The organism is Dorea sp. D27 (genome assembly GCF_001185345.1).
Taxonomy (GTDB): domain Bacteria; phylum Bacillota; class Clostridia; order Lachnospirales; family Lachnospiraceae; genus Extibacter.
Map to the genome: position 1 here is coordinate 183,567 of NZ_KQ236747.1, position 18,920 is coordinate 202,486.

Below are 18,920 nucleotides of genomic sequence, written 5' to 3' on the forward strand. Positions count from 1 at the left end.
GGAGGGCCTGTGCCTTATGGATATGATTCAGACCGAAAAACTAGTATTTGAATATGAAAAGCGGGATGAGGAAGGCAACGTTATCGGAAAATCCCGGGCTATAGACGAGGTGGACATAGATGTGAAAGAAGGGCAGTTTATCGCGGTCTTAGGCCATAACGGTTCCGGCAAGTCTACATTTGCCAAGCACATCAATGCCATACTGGTACCGACGGAAGGAACAATGTGGGTAAATGGAAAGGATACGAGAGATCCGGAAAAGCTATGGGACGTACGCCAGTCAGCGGGAATGGTTTTTCAAAATCCGGATAATCAGATTATTGGGACTGTCGTTGAGGAAGATGTGGGCTTTGGTCCTGAAAATCTCGGCGTGCCCACACAGGAGATATGGAAACGGGTAGAAGAGAGCCTGAAGGCGGTCGGGATGATCGAGTACCGCAGCCATTCGCCGAACAAGCTGTCAGGGGGACAGAAGCAGCGCGTTGCCATAGCTGGTGTCGTTGCCATGGAGCCGAAATGTATCGTGCTCGATGAGCCGACAGCTATGCTGGATCCGGTTGGAAGAAAAGAAGTATTGAAGACAGTGCAGGAACTGAGGCGGAAAAAGCATGTCACAGTCATCCTGATTACCCACTATATGGATGAGGTTGTGGATGCAGACAAGATATTTGTGATGGACCACGGCCGTGTCGTGATGGAAGGAACGCCGAGGAAAATATTTACCCAGGTGGACGAACTGAAGAAATACCGCCTTGATGTGCCTCAGGCGGCCATATTAGCCGATGAACTGAAGAAACGGGGAGTTCCGCTTCCTGGCGGCATCTTAAGGAAAGAAGAATTGGTGGAGGCATTATGTCAATTAGGTTAGAACACTTGAATTATGTATACAGTCCGGGAACTGCTTATGAGAAGCAGGCGCTTAAGGATATATGTCTTGAAATATCCGATGGAGAGTTTGTCGGCATAATCGGCCATACCGGTTCCGGCAAGTCAACACTTATACAGCATCTGAACGGACTGATCAAAGCGACAGACGGGGCGCTTTATTATAATGATGAAAATATATATGCGGAAGGATATGATATGCGTGCCCTTCGGAGCCAGGTCGGTCTTGTGTTCCAGTATCCGGAGCATCAGCTCTTTGAGGTGGATGTCATGGCAGATGTATGCTTCGGCCCTAAGAATCAGGGGCTTCTTCCGGAGGAATGTAAGAAGAGGGCTCTGGAAGCGTTACAGCTCACCGGGCTGAAAGAAAAGTATTACAAATCATCCCCTTTCGAGCTGTCCGGCGGACAGAAAAGGCGTGTTGCAATTGCGGGGGTTCTGGCTATGAGACCTAAAGTGCTCGTACTGGATGAGCCGACAGCGGGGCTTGACCCCAAGGGCAGAGACGATATTTTGGATCAGATTGCTTATCTGCACAGACAGACGGATATGACGGTCATCCTGGTCTCCCACAGTATGGAGGATATAGCAAGATATGCAGACCGCATCATCGTGCTGAATAAAGGTGCTGTGATGTATAACGATGAGCCGAAGAAAGTTTTTTCACACTATCTTGAACTTGAGAAGGTAGGTCTGGCGGCGCCGCAGGTGACCTATATCATGCATGACCTTCAGAAGAAAGGGCTTGATGTGAGAGCAGATGTAACGACAGTGGCGGAGGCTGCGGATGAAATTATGAAGGCATTGGAGAGCAGACGATGATTCGAGACATTACGATAGGACAATATTATCCTGCAAAAAGTATACTGCACCGGCTGGATCCGAGGGTCAAACTGGTGTCTACCTTGCTGTACCTTATTTCTTTATTTTTATTTAAGAGCATACCTGGATATATTGTTGCTACTTTATTTCTTATAACAGTGATAAAGTTGTCCAGGGTTCCGATATCCTTTATTGTAAAAGGGTTAAAACCAATAATAATGCTTCTGCTCATAACGGTGCTGTTCAACCTGTTTCTTACGAGAGACGGGGATGTACTCTTTCATGCGTGGATTTTTACTATAACAGAAGGAGGACTCCGAACCGCGGTCTATATGGCCATACGGCTTATCTATCTGATTATCGGATCTTCACTTATGACATTTACCACGACACCAAATGAGCTGACGGACGGAATCGAAAGCCTGCTTCATCCGTTGAACAAAATACATGTACCTGTGCATGAGGTAGCGATGATGATGTCTATAGCGCTCCGCTTCATACCGATACTGCTGGAGGAGACAGATAAGATTATGAAAGCTCAGATCGCAAGAGGGGCAGATTTTGAGAACGGCAATATCATACAGCGGGCGAAGAATATGATACCGATACTCGTCCCCTTGTTCGTATCAGCATTCCGCCGTGCAAATGACCTCGCTATGGCGATGGAAGCAAGATGCTACCGTGGGGGCGAAGGCAGGACGAAGATGAAGCCGCTTCAATACAAAAGCAGAGATTACATCGCATACGCGGCGGTTGTCATCTACGTTGCAGCTGTGTTCGTGATAGGAAGATACGTGCCACTGCACGTGTGGATATTTTAAACTAATTGGGGACGGAGGTTTTTTAGAAAAACCCCGTCCCCAATTAAAATCAGGGTGTCCCCAATGGATTTTTGTGGATAACCCGCCGATGATTGTGGAAAATGGGGACAAAGGACGGTATAAGAATGGAAAAAGGGACAGGGCAAATTCATTTGGGGACGGAGGAAATTCGAAAAATCTCCGTCCCCAACAACCCGGCCGCCGGTGCTAGGCGTATCAGGCTGGTTATTGCTTATGACGGAACGGATTACTGTGGCTGGCAGATTCAGCCTAACGGTATTACAATTGAAGAGGTGCTGAATAAGGCTCTTAAGAGGCTGACAGGGGAGGATATCCATGTTATAGGTGCGAGCAGGACGGATTCAGGGGTTCATGCGCTCGGAAATGTGGCTGTTTTTGACACGACATCTTCCATACCGCCGGAACGGATGTCGTATGCACTCAACCAGAAGCTTCCAGAAGACATTGTTATTATCCGCTCGGAGGAGGTTCCATCCGGCTGGCATCCGCGATATAGGGACGTAGTTGTTAAGACATATGAATATCATATCTACAATGCCCCGGTGAAGAATCCGCTCAGAAGAAGGACAAGCACGCATATTTCATTTCCCCTTGATGTGCAGAAGATGCAAAAAGGAGCTGAGTATCTCATGGGAGAGCACGACTTTGCCAGTTTTTGCAATGTGCGCACTGATGTGCAGGACACGGTACGGACGGTGACAGAGCTGCAGATTATTTGTGACGGACCTGAGATCGTTATACGGATTACGGGAAATGGATTTCTTTACAATATGGTTCGAATCATTGCCGGGACATTGATACGGGTAGGGCGGGGATTTTACGAACCTGAGAAGGTCAGAGAGATACTAGAGGCAAGAGAAAGGACCGAGGCGGGAGTGACGGCTCCCCCAAATGGCCTTGTATTGGTGGGGATTGACTATGGAGAATAAGATTTATTTTGACAATGGAAGCACATCTTTTCCTAAAGCACCGGGTGTTTCGCAGGCTGTAGCTGCACTTTTGGAACAAGGTGCGTTCAACATTAACAGAGGGAGCTACGAGGGGGCATATGAAGTCGCGGATAAGGTTCTGGATACGCGGATGAGGCTGGCCAGGCTCTTTCATGCGAAAAGTTCGAGGCAGGTGGTATTTACACCGGGAATTACGTATTCGCTGAATTATTTTATAAAAGGATTTTTAAAATCTGGCGACCATGTACTTGTTAGCGGTATGGAGCATAATGCGGTCATGCGTCCGTTAAGGCAGATGGAAGTACAGGGAGTTACTTATACGGTGGTACACACGGACGAAGAAGGCAACGTACTGCCCGAGGATGTGGAAAAAGCTGTTAAAAACAACACCCGGGCGGTCATCATGCTGCATGCTTCCAATGTTTGTGGAACAATCCTTCCAATCAGGGACATCGGTGAAATATGTAAGAGACACCACCTTTATTATGTGGTGGATACCGCACAGAGTGCGGGAACGATTGATGTGGATATGCAGCAGATGAACATCGATTTTCTTACATTTACAGGACATAAAGGTCTTCTTGGACCACAGGGAATCGGAGGGTTCCTTATATCGGATGAACTGGACGAATACATGGTTCCGTACATAGCAGGGGGGACTGGCAGCCAGTCGGACGTGCTCGATATGCCGGGGCGGCTTCCGGATAAATATGAAAGCGGCACGATGAATCTTCCTGGAATCATAGGACTGCATGCAGCGCTGGCCTTCATAGAAAAAGAAGGGATTCAAAAGATACACAAGAAAAAGATGGAGCTGGCTGGTTATTTTCTGGAACAGGTAAAACAGCTTCCGGACGTGAGTATCAAAGGAAAGCAAGGAATGCAAGACCGAGTAGCTGTAATATCTCTGGATTTTACAGGGCGGGACAATAGCATCATTACCTTCCGCCTGGAACAAGAGTATGGCATTATGACGAGAGTTGGACTTCACTGCGCTCCAATGGCCCACAAGTCATTGCATACATATCCACAGGGAACCGTAAGATTTGCGTTCGGTACGGACAATAAAATAGAAGAAATAGATTGCTGCGTCTCCGCATTTAGAGAATTATTATCAATATAGAAAAGACAAATAATTAAATATTCATATTAAAAAAACAATAAGCTATAATTTCAGATTATATTGCTGTGATACGGGGAAAGTGTTACGGTTATATTAAATTGTCAAAGGGGTCAGACCCCTATGGTGCATAGGGGTCTGACCCCTTTCGAAAAAGGAGGAAATTATGGCTGATTATCATGAAATGTGGAAAGATCTGGGGATGGATGTAGAGACGCATGACCAGCTGTGTGAGGTACTGCCGCAGGCATTTGGTGACGTATACCTGTCACAGGAGAACAGGCCGGAGGGGATGGATTATTTCAACTTTGTCGTAGCCGAGATTCACGGCGTCCGTCCGGCAGAACTGATGGAACATCAGAAAAAGGGGGGCAAGGTATTCGGCACGTTCTGTGTGTATGTCCCGGATGAGATTGTGTTTGCAGCAGACGCTATCGCCACGGGCCTGTGCGGCGGCTCGCAGTTCTGGGTTCCAGGCGGGGAGAAGGTGCTGCCGACCAACACTTGTCCGCTGATAAAAGCGTCCGTGGGTGCAAGGCTGGACCGTACTTGTCCGTTTTTCAGGATTGCTGACATGTATGTGGGTGAGACGACATGTGACGGTAAGAAAAAGGCATGGGAGATTCTGTCCGAGGATGTCCCGGTACATGTGATGAACCTTCCACAGATGAAACGTGCCAAAGATGTGAGGGCATGGGCGGAAGAGATTGAGGAATTTAAAGAAAAGGTGGAAGCGTTCACCGGCAATAAGGTGACAGCAGAGAAGCTTGCCGCCGGCATACGTCTGATTAATGGGAAGAGGAAAGCGCTGCAGCGCCTCTATGATTTCAGGAAGAATGAAAAGCTTCCTGTCAGCGGGTGTGATGCCCTGCTCATATCTCAGATTGCATTCTACGACGATCCGGCCCGGTTTGCAGAAATGACGAATCAGCTCTGCGATGAACTAGACAAGCGTGTAGAGAAAGGCGTCAGCGTGGTGGCAGACGGGACAAAACGGATTATGCTGACCGGTACGCCGCTGGCAATTCCAAATTGGAAGCTGCATAATATCGTGGAGACAAGCGGCGGTGCCGTAGTCTGTGAAGAAATGTGTACTGGTACCCGCTATTTTGAAAATCTGGTGGACGAGTCCCAGATGACGGTGGAAGGCCAGATCCAGGCATTGGCAGAGCGTTACATGAACATCAACTGTGCCTGCTTCACGCCGAACGAAGGCCGCATAAAAGATATACTCCGTCTTGCAAAGGAATACAATGTGGATGGCATCATCGATGTCAACCTGAAGTTCTGCAGCCTGTATGACACAGAAGGCTATTTTGTTGAGCGGGCTATGAAAGAAGCAGGAATCCCGGTCCTTGGCATTGAGACGGACTATACAGACAGCGATGCGCAGCAGCTCCGCACAAGGGTGAGTGCATTTATTGAAATGTTGAACAACGCTTAGGCAGAAGAGAAAGGTAAGTGGTTTGATGAATAAGACACAGCATTACGTATTATTTCCGAATCACGACAATGGCATGAGATTACATAAGGAGCTTAAGGCAGAGGGGGTCAGGGCAGTCATCGCACCGACTCCCCGGTCCGCGAGCAAATGCTGCGGCATATCTCTGCTGATTGAAAAGGATGATATAGAAACGGTGAAAAGCTGTATCGCGGTACACGATATAGATATACTGGATATCGTGGAAATCGTAAGGGATATAAATCCCAACAGGGACAAATATTGTTAAATGGAGTTCGGATTATGGATTATGTAGGGATTGATATCGGTTCAACTGCCTCTAAGGTGGTGGTGAGAGGCGGTGCGGATAATTGCTTTGTCCTCCCGACCGGATGGAGCAGCAAAGAGACCTCGCTGGCAATTAAGGATAAGCTGAAAGAAGACGGGATTGATGTCCTGTCGGAGGAGACAAAGGTCGTAGCTACGGGCTATGGGCGTGTGGCTGTAGAATTTGCAGATTATGTCATCACAGAGATAACATGCCATGCAAGGGGCGGACGCGAGATTGCAGGAAATGACTGTGCCGTCATAGACGTGGGGGGACAGGATACGAAGGTAATTATCGTCCGGAACGGGATGGTACAGGACTTCCTCATGAATGACAAATGTTCTGCAGGGACAGGGAAGTTTCTAGAAATTATGGCCAACAGGCTCGGCATCGCTTTGCAGGAATTATTTGATCTGGCGGAGACCGGAGAAGTTCTTTCCATAAGCTCTCTCTGCACCGTATTTGCAGAGTCCGAGGTCATCAACTATATCGGGGAGGGCCGTAAAAGGGAAGATATAGCGGCAGGAGTCGTAGATTCGGTAGCAGCTAAGGTGGCCCAGCTGTGCAGAAAGAAGGACCTCCCGACAAGAGCCATATTGACAGGAGGCCTAAGCGGCAGCAGCTATTTTACAAAGATTCTGTCCGATAAGGTAGGACAGACGGTGGAACCGACAGAATATGGAAGATATGCCGGAGCACTCGGAGCGGCATTTTTAGCAGAGGAGAAGTCAAGATAATTGACTTCTTTTCAATTGTATAAAATGCAATAATTTCTTCAAATCGGCAAAAATATTTTGAGGAAAACCGCTTAAATCCGAAAAAAGGCTATACAAGAAGTGTATTTGTGATAATATATAATTACTTATCAAATCTGTGGGAGGATTGAAAATTATGGAAATGTTGTTGAAGCTGGTTCCTGTTTTTGGGGTTCTTGCTTTGCTTTTTGCCGCATATCTCGCGGCCAAAGTAAGCAGACAGGAAGAAGGAACCGACAAGATGAAAGAAATTGCCGGCGCAATCAGTGACGGTGCCAAAGCGTTTCTGACGGCAGAATACAAGATACTTGTATTCTTCGTGGCTGTTCTGTTCGTGCTGATTGGTGTTGGAATCGGCAACTGGATAACGGCGGTGTGCTTCGTGGTGGGGGCATTATTCTCTACGCTGGCAGGGTATTTTGGTATGCAGGTTGCGACGAAGGCAAATGTAAGGACAGCCAATGCGGCTAAGACAAGCGGCATGAACAAAGCACTTTCCATCGCATTTTCCGGAGGAGCAGTCATGGGAATGTGCGTGGCAGGGCTCGGAGTGCTCGGAGTGAGCGTAATATACCTGATTACCGGCAATGTGGAAGTGCTGTCCGGATTCAGCCTTGGTGCATCTAGCATCGCACTTTTCGCACGTGTCGGAGGAGGAATCTATACGAAGGCGGCCGATGTAGGAGCAGATCTCGTAGGTAAGGTGGAAGCCGGGATTCCGGAAGATGACCCGCGTAATCCCGCGGTTATCGCTGATAATGTAGGTGATAATGTGGGTGATGTGGCGGGTATGGGTGCCGACTTGTTCGAATCTTATGTCGGAGCACTGATATCAGCGCTCACACTTGGAATCGTCTATTTTAAGGCTCCGGGAGCCATATTTCCGCTTATCATAGCCGGTCTTGGTCTTGTGGGATCTATTCTGGGTACATTTTTTGTCAGAGGAGATGAGAAGTCTAATCCACATAAAGCATTGAAGATGGGAACATACGCCACAAGTGTAATTGTCGTTGTGGTGGCATTTATATTCAGTAATTACTTTTTTGGAGATTTTAAAGCTGCTATCGCCATCGTGGCAGGACTTGTCGTAGGTCTGCTCATCGGCATCATCACGGAAGTATATACTTCCGGTGATTACAAGTCGGTGAAGGAGATAAGTGAGCAGTCCGAGACCGGGGCGGCTACGACAATCATAAGCGGTCTGGCAGTCGGCATGAAATCTACGGCAGTCCCGATTCTGTTCATCTGTGTCGGCATCTTCGTCGCATACCAGGTGTGCGGTCTCTATGGCATCGCGCTTGCAGCGGTAGGCATGCTTTCCACTACAGCGATTACGGTTGCCGTGGATGCATACGGTCCGATAGCAGACAACGCGGGCGGTATCGCAGAGATGTCCGGCCTGGATCCGGATGTGCGTAAAATTACAGATAAGCTGGATGCGGTCGGCAATACGACGGCAGCCATAGGCAAAGGCTTCGCCATCGGTTCAGCGGCCCTTACGGCACTTGCGCTGTTCGTATCATATGCGGAGGCAGTGAACCTTAAGACGATAGATATACTGAACAACCGGGTAATCATAGGCCTGTTTATCGGAGGCATGCTTCCGTTCCTGTTTTCCTCTATGACGATGCAGTCTGTCTCCAAGGCGGCCTATCAGATGATTGAGGAAGTAAGGCGGCAGTTCAAGTCCATGCCCGGTATTATGGAAGGAACGACAAAGCCAGACTATAAATCATGCGTTGCCATATCAACGACAGCAGCTTTGAAAGAGATGCTCGTACCTGGCATCATGGCGGTGGCGGCTCCGCTTATCATTGGAATCGTGCTCGGGCCTGCGGCGCTTGGAGGTCTGCTTACGGGTGCTCTTGTAACAGGCGTGCTCATGGCAATCTTTATGTCCAATGCCGGAGGTGCATGGGATAATGCAAAGAAATATATCGAAGACGGCAACCACGGAGGAAAGGGCAGCGAGGCCCATAAAGCGGCAGTTGTCGGCGATACGGTCGGCGATCCGTTTAAGGATACGTCTGGTCCGTCTATCAATATACTGATTAAGCTGATGACAATCGTGTCGCTTGTATTTGCGCCACTGTTCTTGTCAATAGGCGGAATATTATAAGAAGATAAAAGGCACAGGGCAGCGGAATAAGCTGCCCTGTGCCTTTTTTAGTAATCGTAATCATTTATACAAATAGTAATGGCCTTAACTGTTTATAAATTTAGTGATTATTTCTGCAGTTAGTTCAGCGTTTGACGCAATCGCTGGGTGTCCCCGTGTTTTGAAAGAATGTATGACATATTTTTGCGTCCTAATCTTTGCTCGACATCCGATTGGCATGGCGTAACGTAATAACAAAAATACATCATATAGAAATCACATTACTTCTTTTATCCCTGTGCGACAACAATGAGTCGTCTGCTTTCTTCGCTATAAGGGCTTCTGTCATAGTCGCCATATATCTGTATATTACCAAATCCGGCTTCTGACAGAAGCCGCCTGTAATCGTCATCCAGTATAATCTTATAGACGATATCATATCGGCTGCTTTCCAGCCGTTCTTTTGAATGATACAGATCGATAACGTGTATCGTCTGAAACTGATTGTCATGTTCCTTCACAAATATCCGGGAAAAATCCTCTCTGTTCACAACGACTTCTATGGGTGGAAGTGACAATGTATAAGGTGTCGTACCCTGGGTCAACACGAGCAGGCCATTCGTTCTTAACCGGTCCTTCATGGACTGGAGTGCCGTGACAAGGTCTTCATCGGTATGCAGATGGGGCAGTGATGTCGTAAGGCAGACGACAGCGTCAAACTGTTCTGCAAATGCCCGCTCCAGATACCTGAAATCACATTCAACATTGTATTCGGTAAATAACTGCTGGAAAAATGACCTTTCACGCCCAAGGTAATTCTCAATGCTTCCAAATTCATCGTAGTCATAGGCGAACTCCTCGTAGAGATCTTTCAACCGTACACCTCCCAGATCATTAAGAATATTGTTTCTTGTAGACAGCTTGATTGTATCACATGTAGTTCTATATTGCGATGTTAATATTTCCGTACGGGCCTGATATATTTCCAGAACCGCTCCGGATTAAAATAAAAGTAAATCATTCTTCCACGGGTCGTATCGAAGCAGTATTCTGTTTTTTTTATGCAGAATCCAATTTGGGACGTAACCTTTTTCAAAAAGGCTACGTCCCAAATGAATGTTATATGACTACATTTTACTCAGTGCTGCTTCGTCGGCTACGACAATCACATCATTGTGCATCTGCAGGATTGACGCCGGCACGGCCGGCGTCACGGGGCCGTTCACAACTTTGGCAAGGATATCGGCCTTGTCGCTTCCGCTTACGACTACGAGAACTTTCCGAGCCTGCATGATGGTTTTGATTCCCATCGTGTATGCCTGCCTTGGTACATCCGCTTCTGAGGCGAAGAAGCGTTTGTTAGCTTCTATCGTGCTCTCTGTCAGGTCTACGCAGTGCGTCTCTTTTTCAAATTCGTCGGCCGGTTCGTTAAAACCGATATGTCCGTTATGACCGAGGCCGAGCAGCTGCAGGTCGATGCCTCCGCAGCCTGCGATAATGTCATTGTATGCCTGGCAAGCCTTGCCGGAATCAGCTTCCAGCCCATCGGGCACGAAAGTACGTGTCTTGTCGATGTTGATATGGTCAAACAGGTTATGGTTCATAAAGTAACGGTAGCTCTGGTCATGGTCAGGACCGAGCCCCTTGTATTCATCCAGGTTGACGCTTGTAACGTCAGAGAAATCCAGATCTCCGTTTTCATAAGATTGAATCAGGTGCTTGTACGTACCGATTGGCGTGGATCCTGTAGCAAGACCGAGCACGCAGTCCGGCTTCAGTATCACCTCGGAAGAGATGATATTGGCGGCCTTGCGGCTCATGTCCTCATAGTCTTTTGCTCTGTAAATTTTCATAGTTTTCTCCATTTCCTTTCTTTTTTGATATAAGTACAGCCTGAAACGGCCAGCTGCAAGGAGCTATTCCTCTACTAATTAGTATAGCAACAAGTGAGCAGATTTCAACAAATAAATATGGAATCGAAAGAAGGTACGTGTCATTGTGCAATTTTAACAAAAGAATGCATAAAATAACGTTCATAGAGACATGTTAAAAGGAAAAAGATGAAAGAACTTTCAGAACATCTGTGATGTATTGAAAATAAAAACATGTAGGCCTATACTTTATATCAGACAGAGCAAGGAGGAAGAGGAACATGGATGAAAGAGTGAAACAATTAGAGGGAAAACTGATAGTATCCTGCCAGGCACTTCCGCATGAACCGCTGCATTCTTCATTTATCATGGGAAGAATGGCGCTGGCTGCCAGAGAAGGAGGGGCTTCCGGAATTCGTGCGAATACAAAAGAGGATATTGCTGAGATAAAGTCACAGGTAGAGCTTCCGGTCATCGGAATCGTGAAGAGAGATTATGAGGGCTGCGGGGTATACATCACGCCCACCATGAAAGAGATGGAAGAGCTGATGGAAGTGAAGCCCGAGATTATCGCCATGGACGCGACAAAGGACATGAGACCGGGCGGCGTAACGCTGGATGAATTTTTTGCACAGGTAAAGGAACGATATCCTGACCAGCTGCTCATGGCAGACTGCTCCACCGTGGAAGAGGCTGTTCACGCGGATGAGCTCGGATTTGACTTTATCGGGACGACGATGGTCGGCTATACAAAACAGAGCAGACATCTGAAAATAGAGGAAAATGATTTTGAGGTTTTGAGAGAAATCATAGCAAAAGTAAAGCACCCTGTTATCGCAGAGGGCAATATCAACACACCTGAAAAGGCAAAGAGAGTGATTGAACTCGGCGCTTTTGCCGTAGTAGTTGGTTCCATCATTACAAGGCCCCAGCTGATTACGAAATCATTTGCGGATGTATTGGAATAGACAGGTAACAATATAACTGAGATATTTAAGTAAAAGGAGAAATGTATTATGAGAAATCTGGACAAGTACAAAGGAGTTATACCAGCATTTTATGCCTGTTATGATGAGGCCGGCAACATCAGCCCGGAAGGTGTACAGGCGCTGACACGTTATTTTGTGAGCAAGGGTGTCAAAGGCGTATACGTGAACGGCTCATCAGGAGAATGCATCTACCAGAGCGTAGAAGACAAGAAGACTGTCCTGGAAAATGTGATGGAGGCCGCACAGGGGAAGCTGACCGTCATTGCACATGTTGCCTGTAACAATACGGAAGACAGCAAGGTGCTGGCAGCCCATGCGGAAAGCCTTGGCGTAGATGCCATAGCCGCGATTCCGCCGATTTATTTCCGCCTGCCTGAGTATGCCATAGCTGAATATTGGAACGATATCAGTGCTGCCGCCCCGAATACAGATTTTGTCATCTATAACATACCTCAGCTCGCTGGCGTGGTTCTTACGATGAACCTGTTTGCAGAGATGAGAAAGAATCCCAGAGTCATCGGCGTGAAGAACTCATCTATGCCGGTACAGGATATCCAGATGTTCAAAGCTGCTGCGGGAGAGGATTATATCATCTTCAACGGGCCGGACGAACAGTTCATGAGCGGGCGCGTCATCGGTGCAGAAGGGGGTATCGGCGGAACGTACGGAGCGATGCCGGAGCTGTTCCTTAAGCTGGATGAACTTGTGCGTGCAGGCAAGATGGAAGAGGCGGGGGTATTGCAGTATGACATCAATTCTATCATCTACAAGATGTGTTCTGCACACGGCAATATGTACGGCGTCATCAAAGAAATCCTTAAGCTAAATGAAGGCCTTGTGCTCGGCGGAGTGCGTAAGCCGCTGCCTTCTCTTGCCAGAGAGGATATGGCCGTCGTAAAAGAGGCGGCCCAGATGATTACAGATGCGAAAGCGAAATATCTATAGGATTATACTTTAGGAGGAAGAGAAGATGCAGGGTTTTACAGTCATTGATTTGGTTATTCTGATTGTATATTTGGCAGCGGTATTATTCGCCGGCCTTCATTTTGCCAAAAGAGAGATGAAGGGGAAAGAATATTTTAAAGGGGACGGGACTGTGCCGTGGTGGGTGACTTCCGTATCTATCTTTGCAACTTTGTTAAGCCCCATATCCTTCCTGTCTCTTGCAGGTAACTCATATGCAGGGACATGGATCATGTGGTTCGCCCAGCTCGGTATGCTGCTGGCAATCCCGCTTACGATCAGATATTTCCTTCCGATATACAGCAGACTGGATATCGATACGGCGTACCATTATCTGGAGCTGCGGTTTGGGAGCAAAGGGCTGCGCGTGCTAGGTGCGGTCATGTTCATCATCTACCAGGTCGGACGTATGTCCATCATCATGTATCTGCCGTGCATGGTACTTGGAAGCCTGACGGGAATCAGCGTAAACGTGCTCATCATCATCATGGGTGTCATAGCCATCATCTACTCATACACAGGAGGGCTCAAGTCCGTGCTCTGGACCGATTTCATCCAGGGTTCAGTCCTTCTGATAGGCGTAACCTTTGCCCTTATATTCCTGCTCGCCAATATCGACGGTGGAATCGGTGCTATCTTCCATTCCTTCTCGGCGGAGCACAAGTTCCTCGCAGTGGACCAGCCTATATTTGACATAAATATATTAAAAGACAGCGTGTTTATCATGATTGTAGGAGCCGGGCTCAATACGATGGGTTCCTACGTATCCAGCCAGGATATCGTACAACGTTTTACGACAACGACCGATACGAAAAAGCTGAATAAGATGATGCTCACGAATGGAGCACTTTCCATCTTCATCGCGACAGTATTCTACCTTATCGGTACAGGACTGTACGTGTTCTATCAGCAGAACGCGCTTCCTCCGGCAGCGGCACAGGATCAGATATTTGCGTCCTATATCGCATTCGAGCTTCCGGTAGGTATCACGGGACTTCTGCTGGCGGCCATCTATGCGGCATCACAGTCCACGCTGTCTACCGGACTCAACTCCGTGGCATCCAGCTGGACTTTGGACATCCAGGCAAGGCTTACGAAGAAGGAATTAAGCTTTGAGAAGCAGACGAAGATCGGACAGTACGTGTCACTCATCGTCGGTATATTTGCCATCGCCGTTGCCATGGTGCTGGCAAACGGCGGCGTGAAGTCCGCATATGAATGGTTCAACGGTTTTATGGGACTTGTACTCGGTATTCTCGTCGGGACATTTATTCTTGGAGCATTTACGAAGAAGGCCAACACATTTGGGGCGGTTGCAGCGTTCATAGCAGCGTCTGCCGTCATGGTAGGTATCAAATATTTTGCGCCTGCAGGAAGCGTATCTATCTGGTCTTATTCCCTCATCTCCATTGCGGTATCACTTGTGGTGGGTATACCGGCAAGCCTTATCTGGAGAAAAGTAAAGGGTGACGACAGCACTCCTGCGCCGGATACGACCGTATTTAAAAATTAGTGAGAGAAAAGGAGGAGTCCGCAGACATGATTTTTGGAAATATCCGTAATATAGAGGAATATACGTTCCTGGAGAGCCAGGTAAAAGAATGTTTTGCCTATGCCAGAGAACATGATTTAAAAGCATTTGAAAAGGGGAGTCATGAGATAGATGGAGACAGGCTGTTCGTCAATATCGCAGAGTATACGACGACAGAAGCCGCGGACCGGTTCTGGGAAGCGCACAGGGACTATCTGGATATACACGTTATGCTGACAGGTCCGGAACAGATAGATGTAAACTTTATCGAAAATATGGATCAGAAAGATTATGTGCCTGCGGATGATTTCCTTCCTATGGATGGGGACAAGAATGGCCATGTAGTGCTTGACGAGGGCGATTTCCTTATCTGCTATCCACACGATGCACACCGTACGGCAGTTAAGGCAGGTGAGCCTGCGGCAATCAAAAAGGCCATATTCAAAGTACGCATTCATTAAAGAAGAGGAGGGTCAGGCTTCTGCGCCAGCGGGGGCCTGGCCCCTTCGGACATGGAGGAGAAGTCCGTGGCAGCGTCGGGGCGGCGGATATGCAGGGGCAGGAGATTGCAGAAAATATTGTCTTATATTATAATGATAACAGTGGCAAAGAGGCTTAGGAGATTATATGAAAAAATATGTAAGCATAGATATAGGCGGTACGGCTATCAAATATGGAGTCATTGATGAAAGCGGCCATATATGCACGAAGCGCGAGAAGAAGACGGAGGCCTGGAAAGGCGGTCCTTCTATACTGGGCAAAGCGTCAGACATCGTTGGGGAATTTGTGAATCAGGAAGAAATGGACGGCATATGCATATCTACCGCCGGAATGGTAGATACAAAGAAGGGAGAAATCTTCCATGCCGCCCCGCTCATACCGGATTACGCTGGTACGCGGTTCAAAGAGGTACTGGAAGAGCGGTTCGGGATTCCGTGTGAAGTGGAAAATGACGTGAACTGTGCGGGTCTTGCAGAGTCCGTGTCCGGTGCGGCCGTGGGCAGCAGAAGCACGCTTATGCTTACGATCGGAACCGGAATCGGCGGCTGTATCATATTGGACGGCAAAGTATACCATGGTTTTAGCAACAGCGCCTGTGAAGTCGGATATATGCATATGTGGGGCAGTGATTTCCAGACACTCGGCGCGGCCAGCATACTGACGAAAAAAGTGGCAGACAGAAAAGGGGAGCCTGTGGAACACTGGAACGGCTACCGCATTTTCGAGGGTGCCGAAAAGGGGGATGAAGTGTGCGCCGGGGCGATAGATGAGATGGTAGATATTCTTGGCATGGGAATCGCCAATATCTGCTATGTGCTGAATCCCCAGACCGTAGTGCTCGGGGGAGGCATCATGGCGCAGGAGGATTATCTGAAAGAGAAGATAGAGGCCGCCGCTGCCCGGTATCTTATTCCGAGCGTGGCGGACCATACGACGATATGCTTTGCGAAGCACAGGAATGAAGCCGGGATGCTTGGAGCCTTTTACCACTTCAGGGGGAAGCAGTCCGAAAAGGTACAGAAAGTGGGAGATTAGGCAGAGATAAGGCTGGTGGGTCATGGAATATTATGTGAAGTCTGTAGTACCGTTAATCGAATCTAACTATGATAATTTTACGACCGTGGAAAAGAACATTGCAGACTTTTTCATCCAGAACAGGAAGAAGATGGACTTTTCTGCCCGGGCGGTCGCCGAGCTGCTCTTTGTATCCGAGGCTTCCCTTTCCAGATTTGCCAAGAAGTGCGGTTATCGGGGGTATCGGGAGTTCGTCTATCAGTATGAAGAGACATTTGTAGAGAAGAAGGAATCTATCACTGGCAATACGAGAATGGTACTGAACGTATACCAGGAGCTGCTGAATAAGACGTACAGTCTTGTGGATGAAGTGCAGGTTGCCAGAATCAGCCGTTACCTGAACCGGGCGGCCAGAGTGTTCGTCTGCGGTATGGGGAGCTCCGGGCTGGCCGCGAGGGAGATGAAGCTCAGGTTTATGCGTATCGGTGTTGACATCGATTCCATACAGGACAGCGACCTGATGCGCATGCAGGCAGTATTTCAGAATGAAACATGTCTCGTATTCGGCATCAGCATAAGCGGTGAGAAAGAAGAAGTGCTGTATCTGCTGAGGGAGGCCCATGGAAGAGGAGCGAAGACCGTGCTGGTGACGGCCAAGAACAACGAGGCGTTCGACAAGTTCTGTGACGAGGTGCTGCTCATCCCGTCTCTTAAGCATCTGAACCACGGAAATGTTATCTCACCCCAGTTTCCGATACTCGTGATGCTGGACATTATCTATTCCTATTATCTGGAACAGGACAAGTACGAGAAAGAGACGCTGCATGACAATACGCTGCGGGCGCTGCAGAAGGATAAGCCTGAGAAATATATATAAAAGAGAGGAACATTCACATAGAGAGGAGAAAAGGTATGTTAATTAAGAATGTAAAAGTGTTTACAGAGGAAAAGACATTTGAAGACGGTGAGATTATTATCAGGGACGGCCTCATATCCGAGGGAGAAGGGGAGGCAGGGGAGGTCATAGACGGAGAAGGCTGCTATGCCATACCTGGTCTTATCGATATTCATTTTCACGGGTGCAAAGGCTATGATTTCTGCGATGGCACGAAGGAAGCGATTCGTGAGATTGCAAAGTATGAAGCCTCTGTCGGCGTGACGGCCATGTCCCCGGCTACGATGACGCTTCCGGTGGAGACGCTTGAGGAGATTCTCGCTACTGCCGCCGCATACAAAAAGGAGGCAGTAGACGGTGCGGACCTCATTGGAGTAAATATGGAAGGGCCGTTTATCAGCAAGGTGAAAAAGGGGGCCCAGGATGCGACATATATCATCCCGTGCAGCAAGGATATATTCCGACGTTTCCAGGCCGCGGCGCAGGGGCTCATCAAGTACGTCGGCGTGGCGCCGGAGGAAGAGGGGGCGCTGGAATTTGTCGAGCAGGTGAAGGATGAAGTGAACGTATCCCTGGCGCATACGAATGCGGGATATGATGATGCAAAGGCGGCCTATGATAAAGGCGCATGCCATGCCGTACACCTCTACAATGCGATGCCGCCGTTTACACACCGGGCACCGGGCGTCATCGGAGCCGTATCGGACAGCGGGCACGTCATGGCAGAGCTGATCTGTGACGGCGTGCATATCCATCCGTCTGTCGTGCGCGCCACGTTCAAGATGCTCGGCGCTGACCGGATTATCTTAATCAGCGACAGTATGCGTGCAACAGGCATGCCGGACGGAGAATACACGCTCGGCGGCCTTGCGGTAGATGTGACAGGCAACCGGGCGACACTGGTATCAGACGGCGCTCTGGCAGGTTCGGCTACGAATCTTATGGACTGCCTGCGTACGGTGGTAAAAGAGATGGGGATACCGCTCGAGACCGCTGTTGCGTGCGCGACGATGAATCCGGCAAAAAGCCTTGGAGAGTACGGCAAGTATGGTTCTATCACACCGGGCAAGAAGGGCAATGTGGTATTGCTTGACAAGGACCTGAACCTGAAGGCTGTCATCAAAGATGGGAAAAGGATATAGAAGAAATGTACAGAAGAGAAGGGGCCTGCCTCGTCTGCGGAAGAGATCTTGAATACTATGACAAAGCGATAAAGCTGGAATGTGCTCTGTGCGGGCAATGCTTTGAAAGCCGTTCTGCCTGTACAGACGGACACTATGTCTGCGACCGCTGCCATGCTGAAAAAGGGATTGAAGTGATATCAGATACGTGCAAAAGGACGGCTTCACGCAATCCGATAGCCATCATGCAGGAGATGATGCAGAACCCGTTCATATACATGCACGGGCCGGAGCACCATGTGATGGCAGGCGCTGCTCTTCTGGCAGCCTATCATAACTGCGGCGGGAATATTGACTTATCAGCGGCCCTTGAGGAGATGAGGGCGAGAGGTGAGGAAGTGCCTGGCGGGGTGTGCGGTATGTGGGGCTGCTGCGGCGCGGCAGTCAGTACAGGGATATTCATGAGCATCGTCACAAAGGCGACACCCCTGACGGGCAGATCCTGGCAGCTGTCCAACCGGATGACGGCAAGGGCGCTTGAGGCGATTGCCGTGCTTGGCGGTCCGCGTTGCTGCAAACGGGACTGCTTTACTGCCGTAAAAGAAGCAGCTGCAATGGTGAAGGAGGCATTTGACACAGAGATGGAGCTTCCGCAGAAGATAGAATGTGGATTTTTCATGGAAAACAAACAGTGCCTGGGGCAGAGCTGCCCGTACCATCCCTCTGCACAGAAATAGCTCGGTTTGAAATTACTTCTTGACAAAAAAACAGAAATACGTTACCATTTCAGACAA

Annotated in this window: 19 protein-coding genes; 17 read left to right on the top strand and 2 right to left on the bottom strand. The window is 48.5% G+C overall.

Translation table 11 applies throughout. The features are described 5' to 3' along the window. Positions 1-16: 16 nt before the first annotated feature. The 9 genes from HMPREF0980_RS16650 to HMPREF0980_RS16690 all read left to right on the top strand — a co-directional run bounded on the left by HMPREF0980_RS16650 (position 17) and on the right by HMPREF0980_RS16690 (position 9,262). A complete protein-coding gene (locus tag HMPREF0980_RS16650) occupies positions 17-868 on the top strand; it encodes an energy-coupling factor transporter ATPase (protein ID WP_049730191.1) in 852 nt (283 codons plus the stop codon). After that, on the top strand, positions 853-1,707 hold the full coding sequence (locus tag HMPREF0980_RS16655; protein ID WP_049730192.1) for an energy-coupling factor transporter ATPase: 855 nt from the start codon (positions 853-855) through the stop codon (positions 1,705-1,707). The genes HMPREF0980_RS16650 and HMPREF0980_RS16655 overlap by 16 nt, the downstream gene beginning before the upstream one ends. Next, positions 1,704-2,528 carry an energy-coupling factor transporter transmembrane component T family protein gene (locus tag HMPREF0980_RS16660; RefSeq protein ID WP_049730193.1) on the top strand — a complete coding sequence of 275 codons (825 nt, stop codon included), beginning with the start codon at positions 1,704-1,706 and terminating at the stop codon, positions 2,526-2,528. Before HMPREF0980_RS16655 ends, HMPREF0980_RS16660 begins: the two co-directional genes overlap by 4 nt. Before the next feature lie 125 nt (positions 2,529-2,653). Continuing rightward, positions 2,654-3,478 (top strand): tRNA pseudouridine(38-40) synthase TruA, encoded by an 825-nt coding sequence (truA, locus tag HMPREF0980_RS16665; protein WP_084002913.1) that lies wholly within the window; start codon positions 2,654-2,656, stop codon positions 3,476-3,478. After that, a complete protein-coding gene (locus HMPREF0980_RS16670) occupies positions 3,468-4,622 on the top strand; it encodes an aminotransferase class V-fold PLP-dependent enzyme (RefSeq protein WP_049730194.1) in 1,155 nt (384 codons plus the stop codon). The genes truA and HMPREF0980_RS16670 overlap by 11 nt, the downstream gene beginning before the upstream one ends. Positions 4,623-4,785: 163 nt before the next feature. Next, positions 4,786-6,063: a double-cubane-cluster-containing anaerobic reductase gene (locus HMPREF0980_RS16675; protein ID WP_049730195.1), complete on the top strand. Its 1,278-nt coding sequence runs from the start codon at positions 4,786-4,788 to the stop codon at positions 6,061-6,063. Between the two features lie 25 nt (positions 6,064-6,088). Continuing rightward, the gene (locus HMPREF0980_RS16680) at positions 6,089-6,349 is read left to right on the top strand and encodes a putative Se/S carrier protein (protein WP_049730196.1); all 261 of its coding nucleotides are present in this window, start codon (positions 6,089-6,091) and stop codon (positions 6,347-6,349) included. Positions 6,350-6,363: 14 nt separating this feature from the next. Then, positions 6,364-7,125 (top strand): acyl-CoA dehydratase activase, encoded by a 762-nt coding sequence (locus HMPREF0980_RS16685; RefSeq protein WP_049730197.1) that lies wholly within the window; start codon positions 6,364-6,366, stop codon positions 7,123-7,125. Positions 7,126-7,279: 154 nt separating this feature from the next. Further along, complete coding sequence (locus HMPREF0980_RS16690; protein WP_049730198.1) at positions 7,280-9,262, top strand: sodium-translocating pyrophosphatase; 1,983 nt, start codon at positions 7,280-7,282, stop codon at positions 9,260-9,262. Between the two features lie 269 nt (positions 9,263-9,531). On the opposite strand, the gene HMPREF0980_RS16695 is transcribed toward HMPREF0980_RS16690, so the two are convergent. Then, positions 9,532-10,116 (bottom strand): class I SAM-dependent methyltransferase, encoded by a 585-nt coding sequence (locus HMPREF0980_RS16695; RefSeq protein WP_049730199.1) that lies wholly within the window; start codon positions 10,114-10,116, stop codon positions 9,532-9,534. A gap of 252 nt (positions 10,117-10,368) precedes the next feature. Then, positions 10,369-11,094, bottom strand: a complete 726-nt coding sequence (gene nagB, locus HMPREF0980_RS16700) for a glucosamine-6-phosphate deaminase (protein ID WP_049730200.1) — start codon at positions 11,092-11,094, stop codon at positions 10,369-10,371. Between the two features lie 299 nt (positions 11,095-11,393). Here nagB and HMPREF0980_RS16705 point away from each other — a divergent pair, with 299 nt between their 5' ends. The 8 genes from HMPREF0980_RS16705 (at position 11,394) to HMPREF0980_RS16740 (ending at position 18,863) form a co-directional block, all read left to right on the top strand. Next, entirely contained in the window at positions 11,394-12,080 is a 687-nt protein-coding gene (locus HMPREF0980_RS16705) for an N-acetylmannosamine-6-phosphate 2-epimerase (protein ID WP_049730201.1), read from the top strand. A gap of 48 nt (positions 12,081-12,128) precedes the next feature. Then, entirely contained in the window at positions 12,129-13,046 is a 918-nt protein-coding gene (locus tag HMPREF0980_RS16710) for a dihydrodipicolinate synthase family protein (RefSeq protein WP_049730202.1), read from the top strand. A gap of 25 nt (positions 13,047-13,071) precedes the next feature. Then, positions 13,072-14,577, top strand: a complete 1,506-nt coding sequence (locus tag HMPREF0980_RS16715) for a sodium:solute symporter family protein (protein ID WP_049730203.1) — start codon at positions 13,072-13,074, stop codon at positions 14,575-14,577. A 26-nt stretch (positions 14,578-14,603) separates the two neighbouring features. Next, a complete protein-coding gene (locus HMPREF0980_RS16720; RefSeq protein ID WP_049730204.1) occupies positions 14,604-15,056 on the top strand; it encodes a NanQ anomerase/TabA/YiaL family protein in 453 nt (150 codons plus the stop codon). Between the two features lie 166 nt (positions 15,057-15,222). Next, the gene (locus HMPREF0980_RS16725; protein WP_049730205.1) at positions 15,223-16,131 is read left to right on the top strand and encodes an ROK family protein; all 909 of its coding nucleotides are present in this window, start codon (positions 15,223-15,225) and stop codon (positions 16,129-16,131) included. Positions 16,132-16,153: 22 nt separating this feature from the next. Continuing rightward, complete coding sequence (locus HMPREF0980_RS16730) at positions 16,154-16,987, top strand: MurR/RpiR family transcriptional regulator (RefSeq protein ID WP_049730206.1); 834 nt, start codon at positions 16,154-16,156, stop codon at positions 16,985-16,987. Positions 16,988-17,022: 35 nt separating this feature from the next. Then, positions 17,023-18,147 carry an N-acetylglucosamine-6-phosphate deacetylase gene (nagA, locus tag HMPREF0980_RS16735; protein ID WP_049730207.1) on the top strand — a complete coding sequence of 375 codons (1,125 nt, stop codon included), beginning with the start codon at positions 17,023-17,025 and terminating at the stop codon, positions 18,145-18,147. A 5-nt stretch (positions 18,148-18,152) separates the two neighbouring features. Then, the gene (locus tag HMPREF0980_RS16740; RefSeq protein WP_049730208.1) at positions 18,153-18,863 is read left to right on the top strand and encodes a DUF5714 domain-containing protein; all 711 of its coding nucleotides are present in this window, start codon (positions 18,153-18,155) and stop codon (positions 18,861-18,863) included. Positions 18,864-18,920 lie beyond the last annotated feature (57 nt).